At 62.8% G+C, this 22030-nt stretch carries 19 protein-coding genes; 11 read left to right on the top strand and 8 right to left on the bottom strand.

What is annotated here, in order from left to right:
- Positions 1-91: 91 nt before the first annotated feature.
- The 3 genes from P0X85_RS07815 to mog all read left to right on the top strand — a co-directional run bounded on the left by P0X85_RS07815 (position 92) and on the right by mog (position 2911).
- The gene (locus tag P0X85_RS07815) at positions 92-1012 is read left to right on the top strand and encodes a hypothetical protein (protein WP_275811182.1); all 921 of its coding nucleotides are present in this window, start codon (positions 92-94) and stop codon (positions 1010-1012) included.
- Between the two features lie 139 nt (positions 1013-1151).
- A complete protein-coding gene (locus P0X85_RS07810; RefSeq protein WP_275811179.1) occupies positions 1152-2378 on the top strand; it encodes an argininosuccinate synthase in 1227 nt (408 codons plus the stop codon).
- Positions 2375-2911, top strand: coding sequence for a molybdopterin adenylyltransferase (gene mog, locus P0X85_RS07805; protein ID WP_275811176.1), 537 nt, complete (start codon positions 2375-2377; stop codon positions 2909-2911). Before P0X85_RS07810 ends, mog begins: the two co-directional genes overlap by 4 nt.
- A 54-nt stretch (positions 2912-2965) precedes the next feature.
- On the opposite strand, the gene ubiG is transcribed toward mog, so the two are convergent.
- The gene (gene ubiG / locus P0X85_RS07800; RefSeq protein WP_275811173.1) at positions 2966-3709 is read right to left on the bottom strand and encodes a bifunctional 2-polyprenyl-6-hydroxyphenol methylase/3-demethylubiquinol 3-O-methyltransferase UbiG; all 744 of its coding nucleotides are present in this window, start codon (positions 3707-3709) and stop codon (positions 2966-2968) included.
- 67 nt (positions 3710-3776) lie between these two features.
- Between ubiG and pip the strand changes: the two genes are divergently transcribed.
- From pip to infB, 5 genes are all read left to right on the top strand, one after another.
- Positions 3777-4745: a prolyl aminopeptidase gene (pip, locus tag P0X85_RS07795; RefSeq protein ID WP_275811170.1), complete on the top strand. Its 969-nt coding sequence runs from the start codon at positions 3777-3779 to the stop codon at positions 4743-4745.
- Positions 4746-4901: 156 nt separating this feature from the next.
- Positions 4902-5486 (top strand): ribosome maturation factor RimP, encoded by a 585-nt coding sequence (rimP, locus tag P0X85_RS07790; RefSeq protein ID WP_275811167.1) that lies wholly within the window; start codon positions 4902-4904, stop codon positions 5484-5486.
- A 3-nt stretch (positions 5487-5489) separates the two neighbouring features.
- Entirely contained in the window at positions 5490-7100 is a 1611-nt protein-coding gene (gene nusA, locus P0X85_RS07785) for a transcription termination factor NusA (protein WP_275811164.1), read from the top strand.
- Between the two features lie 14 nt (positions 7101-7114).
- Positions 7115-7744: an RNA-binding protein gene (locus P0X85_RS07780; protein ID WP_275811161.1), complete on the top strand. Its 630-nt coding sequence runs from the start codon at positions 7115-7117 to the stop codon at positions 7742-7744.
- Positions 7741-10257 carry a translation initiation factor IF-2 gene (gene infB, locus P0X85_RS07775; protein ID WP_275811159.1) on the top strand — a complete coding sequence of 839 codons (2517 nt, stop codon included), beginning with the start codon at positions 7741-7743 and terminating at the stop codon, positions 10255-10257. Before P0X85_RS07780 ends, infB begins: the two co-directional genes overlap by 4 nt.
- Before the next feature lie 56 nt (positions 10258-10313).
- On the opposite strand, the gene P0X85_RS07770 is transcribed toward infB, so the two are convergent.
- From P0X85_RS07770 to P0X85_RS07755, 4 genes are all read right to left on the bottom strand, one after another.
- Positions 10314-10451 carry a hypothetical protein gene (locus tag P0X85_RS07770; RefSeq protein WP_275811156.1) on the bottom strand — a complete coding sequence of 46 codons (138 nt, stop codon included), beginning with the start codon at positions 10449-10451 and terminating at the stop codon, positions 10314-10316.
- Positions 10452-10559: 108 nt separating this feature from the next.
- Positions 10560-10958: a (deoxy)nucleoside triphosphate pyrophosphohydrolase gene (locus tag P0X85_RS07765; protein WP_275811153.1), complete on the bottom strand. Its 399-nt coding sequence runs from the start codon at positions 10956-10958 to the stop codon at positions 10560-10562.
- Positions 10955-12322 carry a bifunctional glutamate N-acetyltransferase/amino-acid acetyltransferase ArgJ gene (argJ, locus tag P0X85_RS07760; RefSeq protein ID WP_275811150.1) on the bottom strand — a complete coding sequence of 456 codons (1368 nt, stop codon included), beginning with the start codon at positions 12320-12322 and terminating at the stop codon, positions 10955-10957. The genes P0X85_RS07765 and argJ overlap by 4 nt, the downstream gene beginning before the upstream one ends.
- A 17-nt stretch (positions 12323-12339) precedes the next feature.
- Positions 12340-13182 (bottom strand): peptidylprolyl isomerase, encoded by an 843-nt coding sequence (locus tag P0X85_RS07755; RefSeq protein ID WP_275811147.1) that lies wholly within the window; start codon positions 13180-13182, stop codon positions 12340-12342.
- A 183-nt stretch (positions 13183-13365) separates the two neighbouring features.
- Here P0X85_RS07755 and secA point away from each other — a divergent pair, with 183 nt between their 5' ends.
- A complete protein-coding gene (gene secA, locus P0X85_RS07750; RefSeq protein ID WP_275811144.1) occupies positions 13366-16035 on the top strand; it encodes a preprotein translocase subunit SecA in 2670 nt (889 codons plus the stop codon).
- 197 nt (positions 16036-16232) lie between these two features.
- Positions 16233-17225 carry a hypothetical protein gene (locus P0X85_RS07745; RefSeq protein WP_275811141.1) on the top strand — a complete coding sequence of 331 codons (993 nt, stop codon included), beginning with the start codon at positions 16233-16235 and terminating at the stop codon, positions 17223-17225.
- Here the strand turns inward: P0X85_RS07745 and radC are convergent.
- The 3 genes from radC to dnaK all read right to left on the bottom strand — a co-directional run bounded on the left by radC (position 17222) and on the right by dnaK (position 21208).
- Positions 17222-17992: a RadC family protein gene (radC, locus tag P0X85_RS07740; protein WP_275811138.1), complete on the bottom strand. Its 771-nt coding sequence runs from the start codon at positions 17990-17992 to the stop codon at positions 17222-17224. The genes P0X85_RS07745 and radC overlap by 4 nt on opposite strands.
- Positions 17993-18073: 81 nt before the next feature.
- Positions 18074-19219 carry a molecular chaperone DnaJ gene (dnaJ, locus tag P0X85_RS07735; RefSeq protein WP_275811135.1) on the bottom strand — a complete coding sequence of 382 codons (1146 nt, stop codon included), beginning with the start codon at positions 19217-19219 and terminating at the stop codon, positions 18074-18076.
- 69 nt (positions 19220-19288) lie between these two features.
- Complete coding sequence (gene dnaK / locus P0X85_RS07730; RefSeq protein WP_275811132.1) at positions 19289-21208, bottom strand: molecular chaperone DnaK; 1920 nt, start codon at positions 21206-21208, stop codon at positions 19289-19291.
- 180 nt (positions 21209-21388) lie between these two features.
- Here dnaK and P0X85_RS07725 point away from each other — a divergent pair, with 180 nt between their 5' ends.
- Positions 21389-22024: an alpha-ketoglutarate-dependent dioxygenase AlkB family protein gene (locus P0X85_RS07725; RefSeq protein WP_275811129.1), complete on the top strand. Its 636-nt coding sequence runs from the start codon at positions 21389-21391 to the stop codon at positions 22022-22024.
- Positions 22025-22030: the final 6 nt, after the last annotated feature.

The following is a 22030-nucleotide window of genomic DNA, read 5'->3' as shown; positions in this document are numbered from 1 at the left end:
ATTTCGCCATGTATTGATTGCAATATGCAAACGCTGCTGTGGCAGCCTCGCCAGAATTATAAAGCCGACTGCATCCCCGGAGGAAACTCACATGCCGATGTCGAAACCCTTGGTTGTACTGTTCGCCGCCGCCGCGTTGTTCCTCGTGCCCGGAAGTAATGACTTTTCGTTCGGACCGGAGGCTGCCTATGCCAAAGGCAACGGCAACGGCGGTGGAAATGGCGGCGGCAACGGCGGCGGAAATGGGGGCGGCAAAGGCGGTAACGGTAAAGCCGCCGGCAAGAGCGGCGGCGACAATGGTCGTAGCACGGGCACCTCGTTCAGCCCTAAGACGTCGACGAGCTCGGCCACTGCCAAACCGATCAAGCGGGCCGCACCGAAGCCGGTCAAATCGACCGCGGTTAAGTCTTCGCCGCGTCCCTCCGGCAAGCCTGAAGTGGCCAAGACCAATCACGGCGCGCTGGCCTCGGAACTCAAAGGGCTGAACGCGGCCCATGCAAGCCCGACCGCTCTGGCAAACGCGTCGCCCAACAGCCAGGTTGGCCGGATCGCAGCTTATGCGGCAGCCGTGAACGCGGTTGCAGAAGCCGAGCAAAACCTTGGCGACGCGCAGACCGCGTTGAACGAACTGCTCGACAACCCGCCGCGCAGCATCGAGGACATTCAGGCCGATATCGACGCGCTGGCTGATCCCGAGGGCGCAGATGCGGATGCTCTCGCGGCGCTGAATGACGAGATGTCGGCTGCCGAAAGCTATGACGAACGGGTAGCTGGCCTGGAACGTGACATCGAGACTTATGAGGGCCAAATCGAAGAAGGTGCCGAGACCCAGAGCGCGGCGTTGCTAGACGCTTCGAATGGGCGCGAGCTTTCGCCAGAGGCGCTGGCCGAACTCCATGATCTTCTGAGCCTTCCGGCTCCGGAACCCCACGTTGAGGGTGACGAGACCGCAGAGCTTCCCGAGGGCGAGGAACCGCTCCCCGAGCCGGAAACCGAGCGTGTCGAAGGCTGATCGCGGATCATGCAGACGAGCGGGCGGCTTCGGCCGCCCGTTTTCGTTTTGCCCGGTCGTGCCGGCGCGATGACAGACCCTTGTCCACAAGCCGAAAAACCACTATCCCCGCGCGGAAACCTGAATCCCGGAGATGCCCATGTCCGCGCCCAAGAAAGTCGTGCTCGCCTATTCCGGCGGCCTCGATACCTCGATCATCCTGAAATGGCTGCAAACCGAATATGGCTGCGAGGTCATCACCTTCACCGCCGATCTCGGTCAGGGCGAAGAGCTGGACCCGGCGCGCAAGAAGGCCGAGATGCTCGGCATCAAGCCGGAGAATATCCATATCGAAGACGTGCGTGAAGAGTTCGTCCGCGATTTCGTCTTTCCGATGTTCCGTGCCAACGCGGTCTATGAGGGGCTCTACCTGCTCGGCACCTCGATTGCGCGTCCGCTGATCTCGAAGCGTCTGGTCGAGATCGCGCATCAGCACGGCGCCGACGCTGTGGCGCATGGCGCGACTGGCAAGGGCAACGATCAGGTGCGCTTCGAGCTCTCGGCTTACGCACTCGACCCGGCGATCAAGGTGATCGCGCCGTGGCGTGAATGGAACCTCAGCTCGCGCACGAAGCTTCTGGAATTCGCCGAGCAGAACCAGATCCCGATTGCCAAGGACAAGCGCGGCGAAGCACCGTTCTCGGTGGACGCGAACCTGCTGCACACCTCGTCCGAGGGTAAGGTTCTCGAGAACCCCGCCGACATGGCGCCCGACTATGTGTTCCAGCGCACCGTGAACCCCGAGGATGCGCCCGATCAGCCGGAATTCATCGAGGTGACCTTCGAGAAGGGCGATGCGGTTGCGATCAACGGCGAGGCGATGAGCCCCGCGACGATCCTGACCCAGCTCAACGACTATGGTCGCAAGCACGGCATCGGCCGTCTCGACTTCGTGGAGAACCGCTTCGTCGGCATGAAGTCGCGCGGCATCTATGAAACCCCCGGCGGCACCATCCTTCTCGAGGCGCATCGCGGCATCGAGCAGATCACGCTCGACAGCGGCGCGGGCCACCTCAAGGACTCGATCATGCCGCGCTACGCCGAGCTGATCTACAATGGCTTCTGGTTCTCGCCCGAGCGCGAGATGCTGCAAGCGCTGATCGACAAGAGCCAGGAAATGGTCTCCGGCACCGTGCGTCTGCGCCTCTACAAAGGTGCCGTCTTCACCGTGGGCCGCTGGTCGGATTACTCGCTTTATTCCGAAAAGCACGTCACCTTCGAGGAAGACGCCGGCGCTTACGATCAGAAAGACGCGGCTGGCTTCATCCAGCTCAACGCGCTGCGCCTCAAACTGATCGCGGCCCGCAACGCACGCGTGCAGAAATGAGCGTTTCGCAGCCCAGGGCCGCTATCGTTACCGTGTCCGACCGCGCCAGCCGCGGCGAATACGAGGACAAGGGCGGTCCGGGCTGCGAGGACTACCTGCGCGCGGTCGTGACCTCGCCGCTCGAGATCGAGCGGCACATCATCCCCGACGGGCGCGACAGCGTGGCGGCCAAACTGCGCGAACTGGTCGCCGCCGAAGCCGACCTGATCCTCGTGACCGGCGGCACCGGCCCTGCGCCACGGGATGAAACGCCGGAAGGTTGCGCCGACGTGATTGAAAAGGAACTGGCAGGCTTTGGCGAAGAGATGCGCCGCGCCTCGCTTCTCGAAGTGCCGACGGCGATCCTGTCGCGCCAATCGGCGGGGATCGCGGGCAAGTCGCTCATCATCATGGTGCCGGGCAAACCTTCGGCGATCGCGACCTGCCTCAACGCGGTCTTTGCCGCCGTGCCCTACTGCCTCGACCTTATCGGCGCGGCGCGCATCGAGACCGACCCGGCCAAGATCGTCGCCTTCCGCCCCAAGGCGAAATAACCCTCTCAATCTGCCATAAATATCCCGGGGGTGCGGGGGCAGCGCCCCCGTGGCCTATCGTTTCACGCTTGCGGTGACATAGTTCACACTCAGATCCCGATCCGAGAGCGACCAGCGCCACGTGATCGGGTTGAACACCATCCCCTTGCGGTCCACCGCATCGAGTCCCGCCTTGCCGATCAGTTCGAAGAGCTCATCCGGGGTCACGAATTTCGACCATTCATGCGTGCCCTTCGGCAGCCACCGCATCACATGCTCGGCCCCGATGATCGCCATCATGTAGCTCTTGGCGTTGCGATTGAGCGTGGACATGAGCATCAGCCCGCCGGGGTTCAAAAGCTCTGCACAGGTGTCGGTGAAACCCTGCGGATCGGCGACATGCTCGATGATCTCCATCGCCAGCACGATGTCGAAACGTTCGCCCTTGGCGGCGATATCCTCGGCGGCCATGTGGCGGTAGTCGATTTCGAGCCCGGATTGCTCGGCGTGTAGCTTCGCAACGGGGATGTTGCGTTCGGCGGCATCCGCGCCGACGACCGTCGCACCGAGCCGCGCCATGGGCTCGGACAACAGCCCCCCGCCGCAGCCGATATCCAAGAGGCGCAGCCCCTCGAACGGGCGCGGGGCCGTCAGGTCGCGCCCGAACTGGGCGGCGATTTGCTGGGTGATGTAGTCCAGGCGGCAGGGGTTGAGCATGTGCAGAGGTTTGAACTTGCCATTCGGGTCCCACCATTCGGCGGCCATCGCCTCGAATTTAGCCACTTCCGCCGGGTCGATCGTGTTCGTCGCCTGAGCCATCGCTATCCTCTGCACTTCCTGCGCGCCCCCCGTGGCGGGCGCCGATTTCCCGTTATATAGTCCGATCATGGACAGAACCGCAGGGCAAAAGCGCACATCCGGCGCATTTCTCTACCCGTCGATCGAACCTTTCGACCGGCGCATGGTCGATGTGGGCGATGGGCACCGGGTCTATGTCGAGCAATCGGGCAATCCCGAGGGTCCGGCTGTGGTGGTGTGCCACGGGGGGCCGGGCGGCGGATCGAGCCCCGCGATGCGGCGCTTATTCGATCCGGAGCACTACCGGATCGTGCTGTTCGATCAACGTGGCTGCGGGCTGTCCAAGCCCCATGCCTGCGTCACGGCGAACACGACGCAGCACCTGATCAACGACATGGAACTGATCCGCGAGCTTCTCGGCATCGACGGCTGGATCGTGTTCGGCGGAAGCTGGGGGGCGACGCTCGCGCTGCTTTACGCGCAATCGCATCCTTCGCGGGTCGAAGCGCTGGTGCTCCGTGGCGTGTTCCTTGCCCAGCAGAGTGAACTCGACTGGTTCTATGGCGGTGGCGCGGGGCAGTTCTTCCCCGATCTGTGGCGCCAGTTCCTGCGTCCGATCCCGACCGAGGAGCAGCATGACCTGATCGCCGCCTATAACCGGCATCTGTTCAGCGGCGACCACGCGACCGAGGCGCGCTATGCGCGCTCATGGGCGATGTGGGAAAATGCGCTGGCCACGGTCGATTTCGACGGGCTCGTGGGCGAGGCCCCGGCTGATTATGCCCGCGCTTTCGCCCGGCTCGAGAACCACTATTTCACCCATCGCTGCTTTATCGAGGAAGGCCAAATCCTGCGTGAACGCCACCGGATCGAACATATCCCGGCGACGATCGTGCAGGGCCGCATGGACATGATTTGCCCGCCGATCTCTGCGTGGCGTCTCGCGGAGGGCTGGGCCAAGGCGCGGCTTCACATGGTGCCAGCGGCGGGACATGCTCTGTCCGAGGCCGGGATCAGCGCGGGGCTCGTGGCGGCGATGAACCGCCTGCGGGACTGAGGGCACAGGCCCGCCGCGCACAAGTCGCTTGCAGACTCGGGGCTTCTCGACTATATCCCCCTCAACAGCGGCGCGCTGGGGTCCAAACCCGGCGCCCACCGGAAGAATGTAACGGGCCGCGCAGGCCCGTTTTTTGTTTTTAAGGGATCGGACCCCATGACCGACCTCATCGCCAAAACCGCCATCGACCGGCGTCTGGCCGATATCGTGACCCCGACCATCGAAGGTCTGGGCTTCGAACTTGTGCGTCTTCGGCTGCAAGGCGGCAAGACCGCCACGCTTCAGATCATGGCCGACCGCCCCGACGGCGGCATCGACGTGGATGATTGCGCCGCGATCTCGACGGCCGTTTCGGCTGTGCTCGATGTCGAGGACCCGATCGACGAGAACTATCACCTCGAGGTTTCCTCGCCCGGCATCGACCGCCCGCTGACGCGGCTCAAGGATTTCGACGCCTGGGAAGGCTACGAGGTCAAGATCGAGACCAGCGAGCAAATCGACGGTCGCCGCCGCTTCAAAGGCGTGCTGCGCGGCACCGAGGGCGACGAGGTTCTGATCGAGATCGAGAACAACGGTGAGGAGGTCGTGATCGGCCTGCAATTCGATTGGCTCTCGGATGCCAAGCTTGTCCTGACTGATGAGCTGATCGCGGAAGTGCTGCGCCAGAAGAAGGCTTCGGGCGCGATTGATGAAACCCAATTCGACGAAATCGAAACAGATTCCCCCGACGAGGAGACCTGAGCAATGGCAATCACCTCTGCCAACCAGTTGGAACTGCTGCAAACCGCCGAGGCTGTGGCCCGCGAGAAGATGATCGACCCGGATCTGGTGATCCAGGCGATGGAGGACAGTCTCGCCCGCGCCGCCAAGTCGCGCTACGGCTCGGAGATGGATATCCGCGTCTCGATCGACCGCAAGACCGGCCGCGCCACCTTTACCCGCGTGCGCACCGTGGTCGCCGATGAGGAACTGGAAAACTATCAGGCCGAGCTGACCGTCGAGCAGGCGAAGCAATACCTTGCCGACCCGCAAATCGGCGACGAGATCGTGGACGAGGTTCCGCCGGTCGATCTGGGCCGCATCGCTGCGCAATCGGCGAAACAGGTGATCCTGCAAAAGGTCCGTGAGGCCGAGCGTGACCGCCAATACGAAGAGTTCAAGGACCGCGTCGGCACCATCATCAACGGCACCGTCAAGCGCGAGGAATACGGCAACATCATCGTCGATGTGGGCCGTGGCGAAGCCATCCTGCGCCGTAACGAAAAGATCGGCCGCGAGAGCTATCGCCCGAACGACCGCATCCGCGCCTATGTCAAGGACGTGCGCCGCGAGGCCCGTGGCCCGCAAATCTTCCTGTCGCGCACCGACCCGCAATTCATGGCGGAACTGTTCAAGATGGAAGTGCCGGAGATTTATGACGGCATCATCGAGATCAAGGCCGTGGCCCGCGATCCGGGCTCGCGCGCGAAGATCGGCGTGATCAGCCACGACAACTCGATCGACCCGGTCGGCGCCTGTGTCGGTATGCGCGGCTCGCGCGTACAGGCCGTTGTTGGCGAGCTTCAGGGCGAGAAGATCGACATCATTCCGTGGAACGAAGATCAGGCGACCTTCCTCGTGAACGCGCTGCAACCGGCCGAAGTGTCGAAGGTCGTGATCGACGAGGAAGCCGGCAAGATCGAAGTCGTGGTGCCCGACGAGCAGCTTTCGCTCGCCATCGGTCGCCGTGGTCAGAACGTGCGTCTGGCTTCGCAGCTGACCGGTCTGGATATCGACATCCTGACCGAAGCCGAGGAATCGCAGCGTCGTCAGGCCGAGTTCGCCGAGCGCACCAAGCTCTTCGTTGAAGCGCTGGATCTCGACGAATTCTTCGCGCAGCTTCTCGTGGCCGAGGGCTTTACCTCGCTCGAAGAAGTCGCCTATGTCGATCTCGACGAACTGCTTTCGATCGAGGGTGTGGACGAAGGCACCGCCGAAGAGCTTCAGGCCCGTGCCCGCGACTTCATCGAGGAACAGAACCGCAAGGCGATGGAAGTCGCACGCGAACTGGGCGTCGAGGACTCGCTGGTGGAGTTCGAAGGTCTGACCCCGCAGATGATCGAGGCGCTCGCCAAGGACGGCGTGAAGACGCTCGAAGATTTCGCAACCTGCGCGGACTGGGAACTCGCCGGTGGTTGGACCACCGTCGATGGCCAGCGCGTCAAGGATGACGGCATTCTCGAGCCCTTCGACGTTTCGCTCGAAGAGGCGCAGAACCTCGTCATGACCGCTCGCATTCAGCTTGGCTGGGTCGACCCGACCGAGCTCGAGGCCGAAGAGGTCGAAGGCGAAGCCGACGAGGAGGCCGAGGCCTGAGCCTCGGATAAGCGATGACCCGAGGGGGCAAGGACAACACGCAAGAGGGGCCGGAACGGCGCTGCATCGTCACGGGTGACGTGCAGCCCAAGCAAGGTCTTGTGCGTTTCGTCCTGGGCCCTGACGGCACGATCTACCCGGATCTGGCAGAAAAACTGCCGGGCCGGGGGATCTGGGTCACGGCTGATCGCGACATCATCGAGAAGGCGGCGGCCAAGGGCATGTTCGCCCGCGCGGCCAAAGCGCCCGCAAAAACCCCGGAAAACTTGGCCGATCTGGTCGAGGAGGGGCTTGCGAAACGCGTGGTCGAGCTTATCTCTCTGGTGCGCAAGTCCGGCAAAGCTGTTGTCGGATTTGAAAAAGTGAAGGGCTGGCTGTCCGAGGGACGGGCTAAGGTTCTTCTCCAAGCCTCGGACGGATCAGAGCGAGGCAAAGGCAAGCTATGGACACCCGAAGGCGGGCGTTGGTTTGGCTGCCTGACAAGCGCTGAATTGGGTTTGGCTTTCGGCCGCGATCATGCCATACACGGCGCGCTTGCGGCTGGCGGACTCACTCCGCGTGTCATAAGAGAAGCGGCAAGGCTTGCGGGTTTGCGCAAGCAGGACGGCGGCAAATCCGCCATGAAGGATACGAAGACGGCATGAGCGATAGTGACGGCAAAAAACCCCTCGGTCTCGGCGGTGCGCGCCCCGGTCAGGTGAAGCAAAGCTTCTCCCACGGTCGGACGAAGAACGTGGTGGTCGAGACCAAACGCAAGAAGGTGGTCGTGCCCAAGCCGGGCGTCGCCCCGGCGAAAAGCACGGGCAAACCGGCTGCGGGCGATCCCTCGAAACGTCCCGCTGGCATTTCCGATGCCGAGATGGAGCGCCGCCTGAAGGCGCTGCAAGCCGCGAAAGCGCGTGAGGTCGAAGAGGCCGCCGCCCGTGAGGCCGAGGAAAAGGCCCGCGAGGAAGAGCGTGAGCGTCGTCGTGCCGAGCAAGAGGCGAAAGAGCGTGAAGATCGCGAACGCGAGGAAGCGCTGCGCCTGAAGGCCGAAGAGGACGAGCGCAAGGCCCGCGAGGCCGAGCAACGTGCTCAGAAGAAAGAAGAAATCCGCAAGGCCCCGAAAGCCGAAGAGCCCGCCGATCAGGCTGCGGCCGAGGCCGCGGCTGCGCGCGCGGCGACCAAGGGCGTCTCGACCACCGGTCCGCGCAAGACCGACCGTGAGCGCACCGATCGCGCGCCCGAGCGTGATGCACGCGGCAAAGGCCGTGACGACAACCGCCGTTCGGGTAAGCTCTCGCTGAACGACGCGCTCTCGGGTGGGGACGGGCGTCAGCGCTCGCTCGCCGCGATGAAGCGCAAACAAGAGAAAGCCCGGCAGAAAGCCATGGGCGGCTCGCAACGCGCCGAGAAGATGGTCCGCGAAGTGCAGCTTCCCGAAACCATTATGGTCTCGGAACTGGCCAACCGGATGGCCGAGCGCGGCGCCGATGTGGTCAAAGCACTGATGAAGATGGGCATGATGGTGACGGGCAACCAGACCATCGACGCCGATACCGCCGAACTCATCATCGACGAATTCGGCCACAAGGCTGTGCGCGTGTCGGATGCCGACGTGGAACAGGTGATTGATTCGGTCGAGGACAAGCCCGAAGATCTGGAATCGCGCCCGCCGATCATCACGATCATGGGCCACGTCGACCACGGCAAGACCTCGCTGCTGGATGCGATCCGCAACGCGAATGTCGTGTCGGGCGAGGCTGGCGGCATCACGCAGCATATCGGCGCCTATCAGGTGACCACCGAGAGCGGCGCGGTCCTGACCTTCCTCGATACCCCCGGCCACGCGGCCTTTACCTCGATGCGCGCGCGCGGTGCGAATGTCACCGATATCGTGGTGCTCGTGGTGGCCGCCGATGACTCGGTCATGCCGCAGACCATCGAGGCGATCAACCACTCCAAGGCGGCTGGCGTTCCGATGATCGTTGCGATCAACAAATGCGACAAGCCCGAAGCGAACGCGCAGAAAGTGCGCACCGAGCTTCTCCAATATGAAGTTGTCGTCGAAGAGATGGGCGGCGAGGTTCAGACCGTCGAAGTGTCGGCCAAGACCGGCAAAGGCCTCGACAACCTGCTCGAAGCCATCGCGCTTCAGGCCGAGATCCTCGAACTCAAGGCTAACCCGACCCGTGCGGCTCAAGGCGCTGTCATCGAGGCCAAGCTTGACGTGGGCCGTGGCCCGGTTGCGACGGTTCTCATCGAGCACGGCACGCTCAAGCGCGGCGATATTTTCGTCGTCGGCGAGAAATGGGGCAAGGTGCGCGCGCTGATCAACGACAAAGGCGAGCGCGTCGACGAAGCGGGTCCGTCGGTCCCGGTCGAGGTGCTCGGCCTGAACGGTACGCCCGAAGCGGGTGATGTGCTCAACGTCGTCGAGACCGAGGCGCAGGCCCGCGAGATCGCGGATTACCGCGAGCAGGCCGCTAAGGATAAACGCGCCGCCGCCGGTGCCGCGACCACGCTTGAACAGCTTATGGCCAAGGCCAAGGCGGACGAGAATGTCGCCGAACTGCCGGTTCTGGTGAAGGCCGATGTGCAGGGCTCTGCCGAGGCCATCGTTCAGGCGCTCGAGAAGGTCGGCAACGAAGAGGTGCGCGTGCGCGTGCTGCATTCGGGCGTCGGCGCCATTACCGAATCCGATATCGGTCTGGCCGAAGCCTCGGGCGCGCCGGTTATCGGCTTCAACGTGCGGGCCAACGCGCCGGCACGGGCTGCCGCCAACCAGAAGGGCGTCGAGATCCGCTACTACTCGATCATCTACGATCTGGTGGACGACATCAAAGCGGCGGCCTCGGGCCTGCTCTCGGCCGAGATCCGCGAAAACTTCATCGGCTACGCGTCGATCAAGGAAGTCTTCAAGGTCACGGGCGTCGGCAAGGTGGCTGGCTGTATCGTCACCGAAGGCGTTGCCCGCCGTTCGGCTGGCGTGCGCCTGCTGCGCGAAGACGTGGTGATCCACGAGGGCACGCTCAAGACGCTCAAGCGCTTCAAGGACGAGGTCAAAGAGGTGCAGTCCGGTCAGGAATGCGGCATGGCCTTCGAGAATTACGACGACATCCGTCCGGGCGATGTCATCGAGATTTTCGAGCGCGAAGAAGTCGAACGTTCGCTGTAATGAAAGAGGGGGCCGAGAGGCCCCCTTTTGATTGCGCCGAGATGCAAAAGGCCGCCTCAGGCGGCATTTTTTACGATTGGGCGGCCCGTGAACAGGCTGTTCCCAACGCGGATCACGATATTTCCATTGTCGAGCTGGGCTTCAAACGTGCCCTGTACCGAAACACAACTACCAACAGTGATGGTTCGCAGCATGTGACATCCTCCCAAGCCGATTTATACCAAGGTTAGGGAGAAATCGTTAATGAAAAGGAAACAAAACCCCGCGATTTCGTCGTGAAATGGCGGGATTTCGCCCGTTTTTCACAGCCAGTCGCGCAAGATCGGGATCAAAGGTTCATCCGCTGGCGGCATCGGATAGGTTTTCAGGTCGGTTGCACGCACCCAGGCGAGCTTTTGGCCCTCGCGCGGGGTGACGATCCCGGTCCATTTCCGGCAGGCGAAAAGCGGCATCAGCAGGTGGAAATCGTCGTAGCTGTGGCTGGCGAATGTCAGCGGCGCGAGACAGCTTTCAAAGGTATTGATCCCCAGTTCTTCGTGCAATTCGCGGATCAGGCAGGCTTCGGGGGTTTCACCGGGCTCGACCTTGCCGCCCGGAAACTCCCACAGACCCGCAAGCGACTTGCCCTCGGGGCGCTGTGCGAGAAGGATGCGCCCATCGGGATCGATGAGCGCAACCGCAGAGACAAGAACCAGCTTCACGAACGGTAATCCGCGTTGATCTCGATGTAGCGATAGGTAAGGTCGCAGGTCCAGACGGTCTTGGCCGCCTTGCCGAGCCCCAGATCGACGCCGATCACCAGTTCCGCGTTCTTCATATAGGCCGAGGTGGCCTCTTCCGAATAATCCGGCACCCGCCAGCCCTTCTCGGCGACGAGAATGTCCCCGAAGGAGATCGACAGACGGTCACGATCCGCCTTGGCGCCGGACTTGCCGACCGCCGCGACGATCCGGCCCCAGTTCGCATCCTCACCGGCGATGGCCGTCTTGACCAGCGGCGAGTTGGCAATCGCCATCCCCACCTTATGCGCATCGGCTGCGGTCTCGGCCCCGGTCACGCGGATCTCCACGAATTTCGTGGCGCCTTCGCCATCCTTGACGACCTGCTGCGCGAGGTCGGTCATCACGGCACGCAGCGCGGCTTCGAAATCCTTGGCGACCTTGGAGCGCATATCGGTAATCGGCGCTGCCGCCGACTTGCCCGTGGCCGCCAAGATCAGCGCGTCCGAGGTCGAGGTGTCGCTGTCCACGGTAATCGCGTTGAAGGTGCCATCCACTTGGCGCGAAAGCATCTTTTGCAGATTGCGCTGCGATATCGACGCGTCGGTGAACAGGTAAACCAGCATCGTCGCCATATTCGGCGCGATCATCCCCGACCCTTTGGCGATCCCCGCGATCTTGATGGTGCCACCATCGCCCAGAACCTCGGCACAAGCGCCTTTCGGGAAAGTGTCGGTGGTCATGATGGCGCGCGCAGCACCCTCCATGCCGCCCGCATCCAGCGCGCCGCCCAACTCACCGATCTTGGCGATGATCCGGTCATGCGGCAGCGGCTCACCGATCACGCCGGTCGAACTGGAGAACACCCGCGAGGCCGGAACGCCCAGCGCATCCGCCACGGCGCCCGTCACCGCATCCACCGAGGCGCGGCCATTGTCGCCGGTAAAGGCGTTGGCGTTCCCGGAGTTCACAATGATTGCAGCGCCGTCGGTCGAGTCCGCCGCGCCGCGCTTCTTCAGCTTGGCTTCGCAGTCGAGCACACAGGCCGCCCGCGTCGACGAGGTCGTGAAGGCCCCGGCAATCGCCGAACCGGGCGCGATCCTGGCCAGCATCACATCAGTGCGGCCCTGATACTTGACGCCCGCAGCGGCCGAGGCGAACTCGACACCCTCGATCACCGGAAGCTGGGGGAAGCTGGCGGGGGCCAGCGGCGAGATCAACGGCTTCGTGGCCTTGGCCTTCTTCTTGGCCTTGCCTTTCGTCGCATCGAGCCGGGTCTTGAGCTTCTTGACCCGTGCCTTCAGCTTGGCGATCTCGTCCTTGAGATCTTTGTCTTTCTTCGCCATCTGGCCCCTCATTGCTCTCAGTTGCCCAGGATCGTCTCATCCTTGAGGATCGCCGGGTCGATCCCCTCCACCATACGCTCGATCGCGGCATTTTCCAGCGTCTCGGTGACGCGCGCCTCAACCGCCTGCTGACGGATTTCGCCCTCAAGCTCCTCGCGCACGTCGTCGATGGTGGGGGCTTCCGCGATGCGGGTTTCCATCAGCTTCACGACATGGAAGCCGTAGCGGGTTTCGACGGGACCGGCGAGCGCGCCTTCTTCCATCGCGGCCACGGCCTCTGCGAAGGGTTCGACCATGTCGGTCAACTGGAACCAGCCCAGATCGCCGCCATTGGTGGCTGCGCCATCGCTCGACTTGGCCTTGGCGACTTCGGCGAAATCGGCGCCTGCCTCGATCTCGTCCTTAATCGCCTGAGCCTCTTCCTGTGTCTCCACGAGGATATGGGCGGCGTGGTATTCGCGCGGTTCTACGCCCGCATATTTCGCCTCATAGGCCTCCATCACGGCCTCCTCGGTCACGGCGCGTTCGGCGGTATAGGCAAGAAGCGAGTTCGACAAATAGGCGCGGCGCTGTACTTCGAGCGAAATCGTATCACGCTGGGTCATGCGGTCCTCGCCGATCTTGGCCAGTGCGGTCTGCTGGATCAGCTGCTCCAGAATGCCATCGAAGAGCACGTCATCGGGCAGTGTGCGGTATTCGGGCGGCAGCCCGCCGCGCAGGGCCAGCATATGACCCAGGGTAATCTCGGTGCCATTGACCGTCGCCACCACGGTATCCGCACCCGGCCCTTCGGCCATCGTTGCGCCCGCCAGTGCCAGAACGATCGCGCCTGCACCCAAAATCCCATTAATTTTCGACATCAAAGCCACTCCCTGCGGGCCGCGGCACCCCGCGGCGTTGACACTCTGACGGTCGCCCCTTACATCGCCAAGGGTCCTGTGAAGGCAATTCCGCCCTTTTTTCGCTAGCCGTTCTAGGCGGGCGCGACCGGCGCGGCAAGGCCGCTTATCACACGATTTGGTCAGACCAATTGCGGAGAAAACATGCTCGGCCTCGGAACACTCGCACGCAAGGCTTTCGGCACGCCGAACGACCGCAAGGTGAAAGCGACCCGCCCCATTGTGGCAAAGATCAACGCGCTGGAGCCGGAGTTCGAAAAACTCAGTGACGCGCAGCTCATCGAGAAGACCGCCGAGTTCAAGAAACGCGTGGCCGAGGGCGAAAGCCTCGACCAGCTTCTGCCCGAAGCCTTTGCGAACTGCCGTGAAGCCGCGCGCCGTGCGCTTGGCTTGCGCGCCTTCGATACGCAGCTCATGGGCGGCATCTTTTTGCATCAGGGCAACATCGCCGAAATGAAGACGGGTGAGGGCAAGACCCTCGTTGCGACCTTCCCGGTGTATCTCAACGCGCTCACCGGCAAGGGTGTGCATGTCGTGACCGTCAACGACTATCTGGCGCGGCGTGACGCCGACTGGATGGGCAAGGTCTATACTGCACTCGGTCTGACGACGGGCGTTGTTGTGCCGTTCCAGCCCGATGACGAGAAGCGCGCGGCCTATGCGGCCGATGTGACCTACGCGACCAATAACGAGCTTGGCTTCGACTATCTGCGCGACAATATGCGCGGCTCGGTCGAAGAGATGATGCAGCGCGACCACTACTTCGCCATCGTCGACGAGGTGGACTCGATCCTGATCGACGAGGCGCGCACGCCGCTGATCATCTCGGGTCCCTCGCAGGACCGCTCGGAACTTTATCGCACGCTCGACAAATATATCCCCGAACTCGCGCCCGAGCATTTCACCGTCGATGAAAAGGCCCGCAACGCGACCTTCACCGAAGAGGGCAACGACTTTATCGAGCAGCGCCTGCTCGCCGACGGTATCCTGCCCGAGGGCCAGTCGCTTTACGATCCGGAAAGCACGACCATCGTGCACCACATCACGCAGGCGCTCCGCGCACACAAGATCTTCTTCAAGGATCAGAACTACGTGGTCGCGGGCCAGGAGATCGTTCTTATTGACGAGCATACCGGCCGCGCGATGAAAGGCCGCCGCCTGTCGGATGGTCTGCACCAGGCGATCGAAGCTAAAGAAGGCGTCCCGGTTCAGCCCGAGAACGTCACCCTCGCTTCGGTGACTTTCCAGAACTACTTCCGTCTTTATGACAAACTCGGTGGCATGACCGGCACGGCCGCGACCGAAGCCGAGGAATTCTCCGAGATCTACAAGCTCGGTGTGGTTGAAGTTCCGACCAACCGTCCCGTCGCCCGTAAAGACGAGCACGACCGTGTCTATCGTACCGCGCGCGAGAAATACCTCGCCGTGATCGAGGCGCTGAAAAAGGCGCATGAGAAGGGGCAGCCGGTTCTCGTCGGCACCACCTCCATCGAAAAGTCGGAAATGATCTCGGCGATGCTCACGCAAGAGGGCATCACCCACAACGTCCTCAACGCACGTCAGCACGAGAAAGAGGCGCAGATCGTCGCGGATGCCGGGCGTCTTGGCGCGGTGACCATCGCGACCAACATGGCCGGTCGCGGGACCGACATTCAGCTCGGCGGCAATGTCGAGATGAAGGTGCTTGCCGAACTGGACGCCAATCCCGAGGCGGACCCGGACGAGGTGCGTGCTCGCATCGAAGCCGAACATGCCGAGGAAAAGGCCAAGGTGCTCGAAGCTGGCGGTCTCTTCGTTCTGGCGACCGAGCGGCATGAAAGCCGCCGTATCGACAACCAGCTTCGCGGTCGTTCGGGCCGCCAGGGGGACCCGGGGCGCTCGCTTTTCTTCCTGTCGCTCGAAGACGATCTCATGCGCATCTTCGGGTCCGACAAGCTGGAAAATGTGCTCTCCAAGCTCGGCATGAAAGAGGGCGAGGCGATCATCCACCCGTGGGTGAACAAATCGCTCGAACGTGCGCAGGCCAAGGTTGAGGGGCGCAACTTCGACATCCGTAAGCAGCTTCTGAAATTCGACGACGTGATGAACGACCAGCGCAAGGCGATCTTTGGACAGCGCCGCGAGATCATGGAGTCGGACGAGGTTGGCGAGATCGCGCGCGACATGCGTGTGCAGGTCATCGAGGATCTCGTCGATCAATACATGCCGCCCAAGACCTACGCCGATCAGTGGAACGTCGAAGGGATGGTCGAAGCCGTGCGCAGCGGCCTGAACATGGACCTGCCGATTGCGACTTGGGCCGCCGAAGAGGGCGTCGATCAGGACGTTATCGCGGAGCGTATCATCGAAGCGACGGACGCCTATATGGCGCAGAAGACCGAAGGCTTCGGCGAAGAGAACATGCGCATGATCGAAAAGCAGATCCTTCTGCAAACGATCGACACCAAGTGGCGTGAGCACCTTGTGACGCTGGAGCACCTGCGTTCGGTCGTGGGCTTCCGCGGCTATGCCCAGCGCGATCCGCTGTCCGAATACAAGACCGAGAGCTTCCAGCTGTTCGAGACGATGCTCGACGGTCTGCGCTCGGATGTGACGCAGCGCCTCGGGCAGGTGCGTCCGATGACCGAGGAAGAGCGGGCCGCTCTTCTCGCGCAATCGGGTCCGCAGGTGGTCACCCGCGAGCAAGATTTCCCGAACGCGCGCCCCGGCTTTGACGAATCGGACCCGAGCACCTGGGGAGACCCTGCGCGCAACGATCCGTGCCCCTGCGGCTCGGGCGAGAAGTTCAAGCACTGCCACGGCAAGCTCGTCTGACGACATTGCGGCGTGATTGGGGCGGCTTCGGCCGCCCTTTCCATATCTGCGCTTATTTTACTGCGCCCACACAACATCCACGCTGCGTGCGCCCTTAACGATTTGGGCAAAATGCCGTGGCACCGCCATCTGATCGCCCGCATCCGGGTTTACGTCTTAGTCAACACGGCACTGACAGACGATTCCCGGAGGCTCAGATGACTATTCCGCGCAAGGCGATCATGGTGGGGACGACGTTCCTGCTCGCGGCGGCGACCGGGCATCTCATGCAGAATTCCGACTCGCTGGGTCAGCGCGGGCAGATCGCACCGGCTCCCGTGGATATGGTGACGGTGGCGCACCCCTCCGCCAAGCTTGAACATCTGGCACGCTTCGATCCCGATCAGCCGGGCGCGGCCCTCTCGGTGGGGCTTGGCAAGGAATTTCCCATCATTGCCGCGCGCAACATGGTGGATACGTTCAAGACCGTTGTGCTTGACCTCGATGAGGGCGCGGCTGTCAGTGGCTTTTCGGGTGTCGATGGCAGCTGTGCCGCGGCCCGGCTTGTGGTCGAGCCCGCGCCGCATGCGCTGCTCAGCGTTTCGGTGAACGCCCCGTGCCACCCGCTGCAAAGCGCGGTCGTCAGCCATGGCCCGCTGCGGTTCACCGTAGCCACCGATGCGAATGGGGCGTGGAGCGGTCTGATGCCAGCCTGGGCGCGTGAGGCGCGGGTGGATCTGCAACTGCATGGCTCGGCCGGACTGTCGGCGGAGGCCGTGGTCGAAGGGATCGAACGGGTGAACCGTGTGGCCCTGTCGTGGCGGGGCGATGCGGACTTGCATCTGAATGCCTATGAATACGGCTCGGATTTCGATGGGCCGGGCCATATCCATGCCGGTGCGCCCCGTACCCCGGACACGCCGCTTGGCGGTCATATGATGCGCTTTGGCGCGACGGTCTCGGACTACCGGGTTGAGGTCTATTCGGCCCCCGCGGATATGCATGACATCCAGTTCGAGTTGGAAGCCATTGTCGACGCCCAGACCTGTGAGCGCGATGTGCAGGCAGAGATCATTTCGATGGTCGAAGGCGAGGTAGAGAAAACCACGTCCGTTTCTGTTGCCATGCCGGGCTGCGACGACCCCGCAGGTGCGGTGCTCATGGAGTTGCCGATCATGTCCGACCTGCAACTGGCGGCGCTCGGGCGCTAGATGTAACCGGCTGCCCGCAGGCTGAGTTCGCAGCCGCGCCCGATAATCAGGTGATCGTGAAGCACAAGGCCAAGCGCCGATGCCGCGGTTTCGATCTGTTGCGTCATGGAGATATCCGCCTCGGAGGGTGTTGGGTCGCCAGACGGGTGATTGTGCACGAGGATCAGGGCTGAAGCGTTAAGTTCGAGCGCCCGTTTCACCACTTCGCGCGGATAGACCGGCACATGATCGACCGTGCCGCGCGCCTGTTCCTCATCCGCGATCAGAACGTTTTTGCGGTCGAGAAAGAGCACCCGGAACTGCTCTGTTTCGCGGTGCGCCATCGCCGTGTGGCAGTAATCTATAAGGGCGTTCCACGAGGACAGAACGGGGCGATGAATCACCTTGGCGCGTGCCATGCGTTGCCCTGCGGCCTCGACGATCTTCAGCTCCTGAACAACAGCGTCGCCAACGCCCGTGACCTCGCGCAGGCGCGCGTCGGACGCGGAAAGCACCCGACCGAAATCCCCGAACACCTCGATCAGGCGCCGGGCCAGAGGTTTTACATCCTGTCGTGGGATCGCGCGAAAGAGGATCAGTTCCAGAAGTTCGTAATCGGGCATGGCCCCCGCGCCGCCCTCCATGAAGCGCGCACGCAGCCGCTTGCGATGATCCGCGAGATAAGAGGGTAGGCGCGCACCGCTCGCCATAGGCACCGGCATCGCCTCATCGGGGTCACCGAAAAGCGGCAGCGGGGCTTCGTGAAAGGCGCGAGGATTCTGGCTCATGCGGCCAGACTGCGCGGGTTTCGGTGAATAAACCGTTAATCCGCGCCAACGTATGGAAAAGGGCGCCCGAAGGCGCCCCGATCAGTTTTTCATGCCATCCCAGAAGCTCTTGACCTTTTTGAAGAAACTCGCCCCCTCGGGGTTGTTCTCGGCCTCGATCTTCTCGAATTCGCGCAGCAATTCCTTCTGCCGCGCGGTGAGGTTCACCGGCGTTTCCACCGCAAGCTCGATCACCATGTCGCCAAGGCCGCCGCCGCGCAGGGCGGGCATGCCCTTGCCGCGCAGGCGCATCTGCCGACCCGATTGCGAACCGGACGGGATCTTGACCCGCGAGCGCCCGCCGTCGATCGTCGGCACTTCGACCTCACCACCAAGCGCGGCCGAGGCCATCGACACCGGCACGCGGCAATAGAGATTCATGCCGTCGCGCTGGAAGATCGCGTGCTCGCGTACCTCGATGAAGATATAGAGATCGCCCGACGGACCGCCGCGCAGCCCGGCCTCGCCCTCGCCAGCATGGCGAATGCGCGTGCCGGTCTCGACACCCGGCGGGATGTTCACGCTCAGCTGGCGCTCTTTTTCGACGCGGCCCGCACCGTGGCAGGCACGGCAGGGGTTCTTGACGACCTGACCTTGACCGCCACAGGTCGGACAGGTGCGTTCGACCGTGAAGAAGCCGTTTTGCGCGCGCACCTTCCCCATGCCCGAACAGGTTGGGCAGGTCTGCGGCTCGGCCCCGCCTTCGGCGCCGGTGCCGTTGCACTCGCCACAAGCGGTCGAGCCCGGCACGCTGATCGTCTTTTGCGCGCCTTTGAACGCCTCTTCGAGGGTGATGCGCATGTTGTAGCGCAGATCCGCCCCGCGCTGCGCGCGCGAACGCGTACCAGCGCCACCGCGCCCGCCCATGAAGTCACCAAAGAGATCTTCGAACACGTCGGAGAAGGCGCTGGCGAAATCGCCCTGCCCATAACCTCCGCGCGGCCCGCCGCCGCCCATGCCGCCCTCGAACGCGCCGTGACCGAAGCGGTCATAGGCGGCCTTTTTCTCGGCATCCTTCAGGATCTCATACGCCTCATTGACCTCTTTGAACTGGTCTTCGGCGCTGGGGTTGTCCTTGTTGCGGTCGGGGTGAAGTTCCTTCGCTTTCGTGCGATAGGCCTTCTTGATCTCGTCGGCCGAAGCGCCCTTGGAGACGCCCAGAACCTCGTAGAAATCACGTTTTGCCATTGTTCAGCACCCCTTGAAGGGGAACGGGGCAGTGGGCCCGCAGCGGGGCCCACCACCTTGTTCCGGCGCTTATTTGCGCTTGTCGTCGCCCATGTCCTCGAAGTCGGCATCGACGATATCGTCGTCCACGCCGCGCGGACCGTCTTCGGCATCCATATCCTCGGCCTCGCCGGCTTTCGCCTGCTCGGCCTTGTAGATCGCCTCGCCCAGCTTCATCGCGGCATCGGTCAGGTTCTGAACCGCGCCTTTGATCTTGCCGGTGTCGTCGGTCTTGAGCGCTTCTTCGAGGGCATTCGCTGCCAGTTCGATCACTTCGACAGTCGAGCCGTCGACCTTGTCGCCATGCTCTTCGAGCGACTTGCGCGTCGAGTGCAGCAAGCTTTCGGCTTGGTTGCGGGTCTCGACCAGCTCCTTACGAGCCTTGTCGGCTTCGGCATTGGCCTCGGCGTCGCGCACCATCTTGTCGATATCCTCGTCGGACAACCCGCCCGAGGCCTGGATGGTGATCTTCTGCTCTTTGCCGGTGCCCTTGTCCTTGGCCGAGACGCTGACGATACCGTTCGCGTCGATGTCGAAGGTCACTTCGATCTGCGGCATACCGCGCGGTGCGGGCGGGATGTCCTCAAGGTTGAACATGCCCAGCATCTTGTTATCCGCGGCCATTTCGCGCTCGCCCTGGAAGACGCGGATCGTCACCGCGTTCTGGTTATCCTCGGCGGTCGAGAAGATCTGCGACTTCTTGGTCGGGATCGTGGTGTTGCGGTCGATCAGGCGGGTGAACACGCCACCCAGCGTCTCGATGCCAAGCGACAGCGGCGTCACGTCGAGCAGGACCACGTCTTTCACGTCGCCTTGCAGAACGCCGGCCTGAATAGCCGCACCAAGCGCCACGACCTCATCCGGGTTCACACCCTTATGTGGCTCTTTGCCGAAGAAGTTGGTCACTTCCTCGATGACTTTGGGCATGCGGGTCATGCCGCCGACCAGAACCACTTCGTCAATCTCGTCCTTGGACACGCCAGCATCTTTCAGCGCTGCGGCGCAGGGCTTGAGCGAGGCCTTGATCAGGTCACCGACGAGGCTTTCCAGCTTCGCGCGGGTCAGTTTCATGACCATGTGCAGCGGCGTGCCGGTTTTCGGGTCCATCGAGATGAACGGCTGGTTGATCTCGGTCTGTTGCGACGAGGACAGCTCGATCTTGGCTTTCTCGGCCGCTTCCTTGAGACGCTGCAGCGCCATCTTGTCCTTGGTCAGGTCGGTGCCATGCTCTTTTTTGAACTCCTCGGCGAGGTAGTTCACGATACGCATGTCGAAGTCTTCACCGCCGAGGAATGTGTCCCCGTTGGTCGATTTCACTTCGAACAGACCGTCGTCGATTTCCAGAATGGTGATGTCGAAGGTGCCGCCGCCAAGGTCATACACGGCGATGGTCTTGGTCTCTTTCTTGTCGAGGCCATAGGCAAGTGCCGCCGCAGTCGGCTCGTTGATGATGCGCAGCACTTCGAGGCCGGCGATCTTGCCGGCATCCTTGGTGGCCTGACGCTGAGCGTCGTTGAAATAGGCCGGAACGGTGATGACGGCTTGCGTCACCTCTTCGCCCAGATACGATTCAGCGGTTTCCTTCATCTTCTGAAGGATCACGGCCGAAACCTGTGCGGGCGAGAACTTGTCGCCGTTCACTTCGACCCATGCGTCGCCATTGCCGCCATCCACGATGGAATAGGGCACAAGTTTGCGGTCCTTCTCGACTTCGGCGTCGGTGACGCGACGGCCGATGAGGCGCTTGACGGCGAAAATGGTGTTGTTCGGATTGGTGACAGCCTGACGTTTCGCGGGTTGCCCGACGAGACGTTCGCTATCGGTGTAGGCGACGATCGAGGGCGTCGTGCGTGCCCCTTCGGAGTTCTCGATCACGCGGGGTTGCGACCCATCCATGATGGCGACGCAGGAGTTCGTGGTCCCGAGGTCGATCCCGATGACTTTGGCCATGATAATACCTCTTCTTGCGGCGATTGGCGGGGTGCGGGTCCCTTCAGGCCCCCGACCCCTATCCCAGGGTTACGGTTTGGATTTCCCCGACCGAACACTGTCCGATCAAGGCTTCCCGGCGTATATAAGGAGGGGTCCAAGCCCCTGCAAGAACCCCAAGCCCAGGAAGATTGCCTCAAAATGTCGGAATCCGCCGATCTGCCGGAAAGTCGCCCCGAACCGACCGAAATCCGGGGCTTTCTGCACTATCCCGGCTGGCTTTCGCCCGTTGAGCAGGCGCAGATTGTCGCCGATCTGCGCAGGGTGGTGGCCGAGGCGCCGCTGTTTTCCCCGATGACCCCTTATGGCAAGCCGATGTCGGTGCGGATGACCTCTGCGGGGCGGTTCGGCTGGGTCTCGGACCGAAGTGGCTACCGCTACAGCGAGACCCATCCGGGCGGCACACCGTGGCCCGCCATCCCCGACAGCATCTTGCGCATCTGGAAGGCGGTCTCGGGCACCGAGCGCGCGCCCGAATGCTGTCTTGTCAACTTCTACGCCGAGGGCGCGCGAATGGGGCTCCATCAGGACCGAGACGAGGCCGATTTCGCGCAGCCCGTAGTCTCGATCAGCCTCGGTGATGACGGGCTTTTCCGCATCGGCAACGAGACGCGCGGCGGCAAGACGCAAAGCCTCTGGCTCAGGTCGGGAGATGTGATGGTGATGGGGGGCGAGGCGCGCCTGCTCTATCATGGCATCGACCGGATCGCGCCGGGCACCTCGACGCTTCTGCCCAAGGGCGGTCGGATCAACCTGACCCTGCGGGTCGTCACCTGAGCGCGC

The sequence above is a fragment of the Pseudothioclava nitratireducens genome, assembly GCF_029210495.1.
GTDB lineage: Bacteria > Pseudomonadota > Alphaproteobacteria > Rhodobacterales > Rhodobacteraceae > Pseudothioclava > Pseudothioclava nitratireducens.
This window is presented reverse-complemented; position numbering and strand designations above follow the sequence as displayed.

Excerpts from the sequence above, each read along its gene's own strand:
- P0X85_RS07725 (WP_275811129.1), top strand. The coding sequence starts at position 21,389 with ATGTCGGAATCCGCCGATCTGCCGGAAAGTCGCCCCGAACCGACCGAA.
- nusA (WP_275811164.1), top strand. The coding sequence starts at position 5,490 with ATGGCAATCACCTCTGCCAACCAGTTGGAACTGCTGCAAACCGCCGAG.
- argJ (WP_275811150.1), bottom strand. The coding sequence starts at position 12,322 with ATGGCGAAGAAAGACAAAGATCTCAAGGACGAGATCGCCAAGCTGAAG.
- dnaK (WP_275811132.1), bottom strand. The coding sequence starts at position 21,208 with ATGGCCAAAGTCATCGGGATCGACCTCGGGACCACGAACTCCTGCGTC.
- ubiG (WP_275811173.1), bottom strand. The coding sequence starts at position 3,709 with ATGGCTCAGGCGACGAACACGATCGACCCGGCGGAAGTGGCTAAATTC.
- P0X85_RS07810 (WP_275811179.1), top strand. The coding sequence starts at position 1,152 with ATGTCCGCGCCCAAGAAAGTCGTGCTCGCCTATTCCGGCGGCCTCGAT.
- pip (WP_275811170.1), top strand. The coding sequence starts at position 3,777 with ATGGACAGAACCGCAGGGCAAAAGCGCACATCCGGCGCATTTCTCTAC.
- mog (WP_275811176.1), top strand. The coding sequence starts at position 2,375 with ATGAGCGTTTCGCAGCCCAGGGCCGCTATCGTTACCGTGTCCGACCGC.
- radC (WP_275811138.1), bottom strand. The coding sequence starts at position 17,992 with ATGAGCCAGAATCCTCGCGCCTTTCACGAAGCCCCGCTGCCGCTTTTC.
- P0X85_RS07815 (WP_275811182.1), top strand. The coding sequence starts at position 92 with ATGCCGATGTCGAAACCCTTGGTTGTACTGTTCGCCGCCGCCGCGTTG.
- dnaJ (WP_275811135.1), bottom strand. The coding sequence starts at position 19,219 with ATGGCAAAACGTGATTTCTACGAGGTTCTGGGCGTCTCCAAGGGCGCT.
- secA (WP_275811144.1), top strand. The coding sequence starts at position 13,366 with ATGCTCGGCCTCGGAACACTCGCACGCAAGGCTTTCGGCACGCCGAAC.
- rimP (WP_275811167.1), top strand. The coding sequence starts at position 4,902 with ATGACCGACCTCATCGCCAAAACCGCCATCGACCGGCGTCTGGCCGAT.
- P0X85_RS07755 (WP_275811147.1), bottom strand. The coding sequence starts at position 13,182 with ATGTCGAAAATTAATGGGATTTTGGGTGCAGGCGCGATCGTTCTGGCA.
- P0X85_RS07780 (WP_275811161.1), top strand. The coding sequence starts at position 7,115 with ATGACCCGAGGGGGCAAGGACAACACGCAAGAGGGGCCGGAACGGCGC.
- infB (WP_275811159.1), top strand. The coding sequence starts at position 7,741 with ATGAGCGATAGTGACGGCAAAAAACCCCTCGGTCTCGGCGGTGCGCGC.
- P0X85_RS07745 (WP_275811141.1), top strand. The coding sequence starts at position 16,233 with ATGACTATTCCGCGCAAGGCGATCATGGTGGGGACGACGTTCCTGCTC.
- P0X85_RS07770 (WP_275811156.1), bottom strand. The coding sequence starts at position 10,451 with ATGCTGCGAACCATCACTGTTGGTAGTTGTGTTTCGGTACAGGGCACG.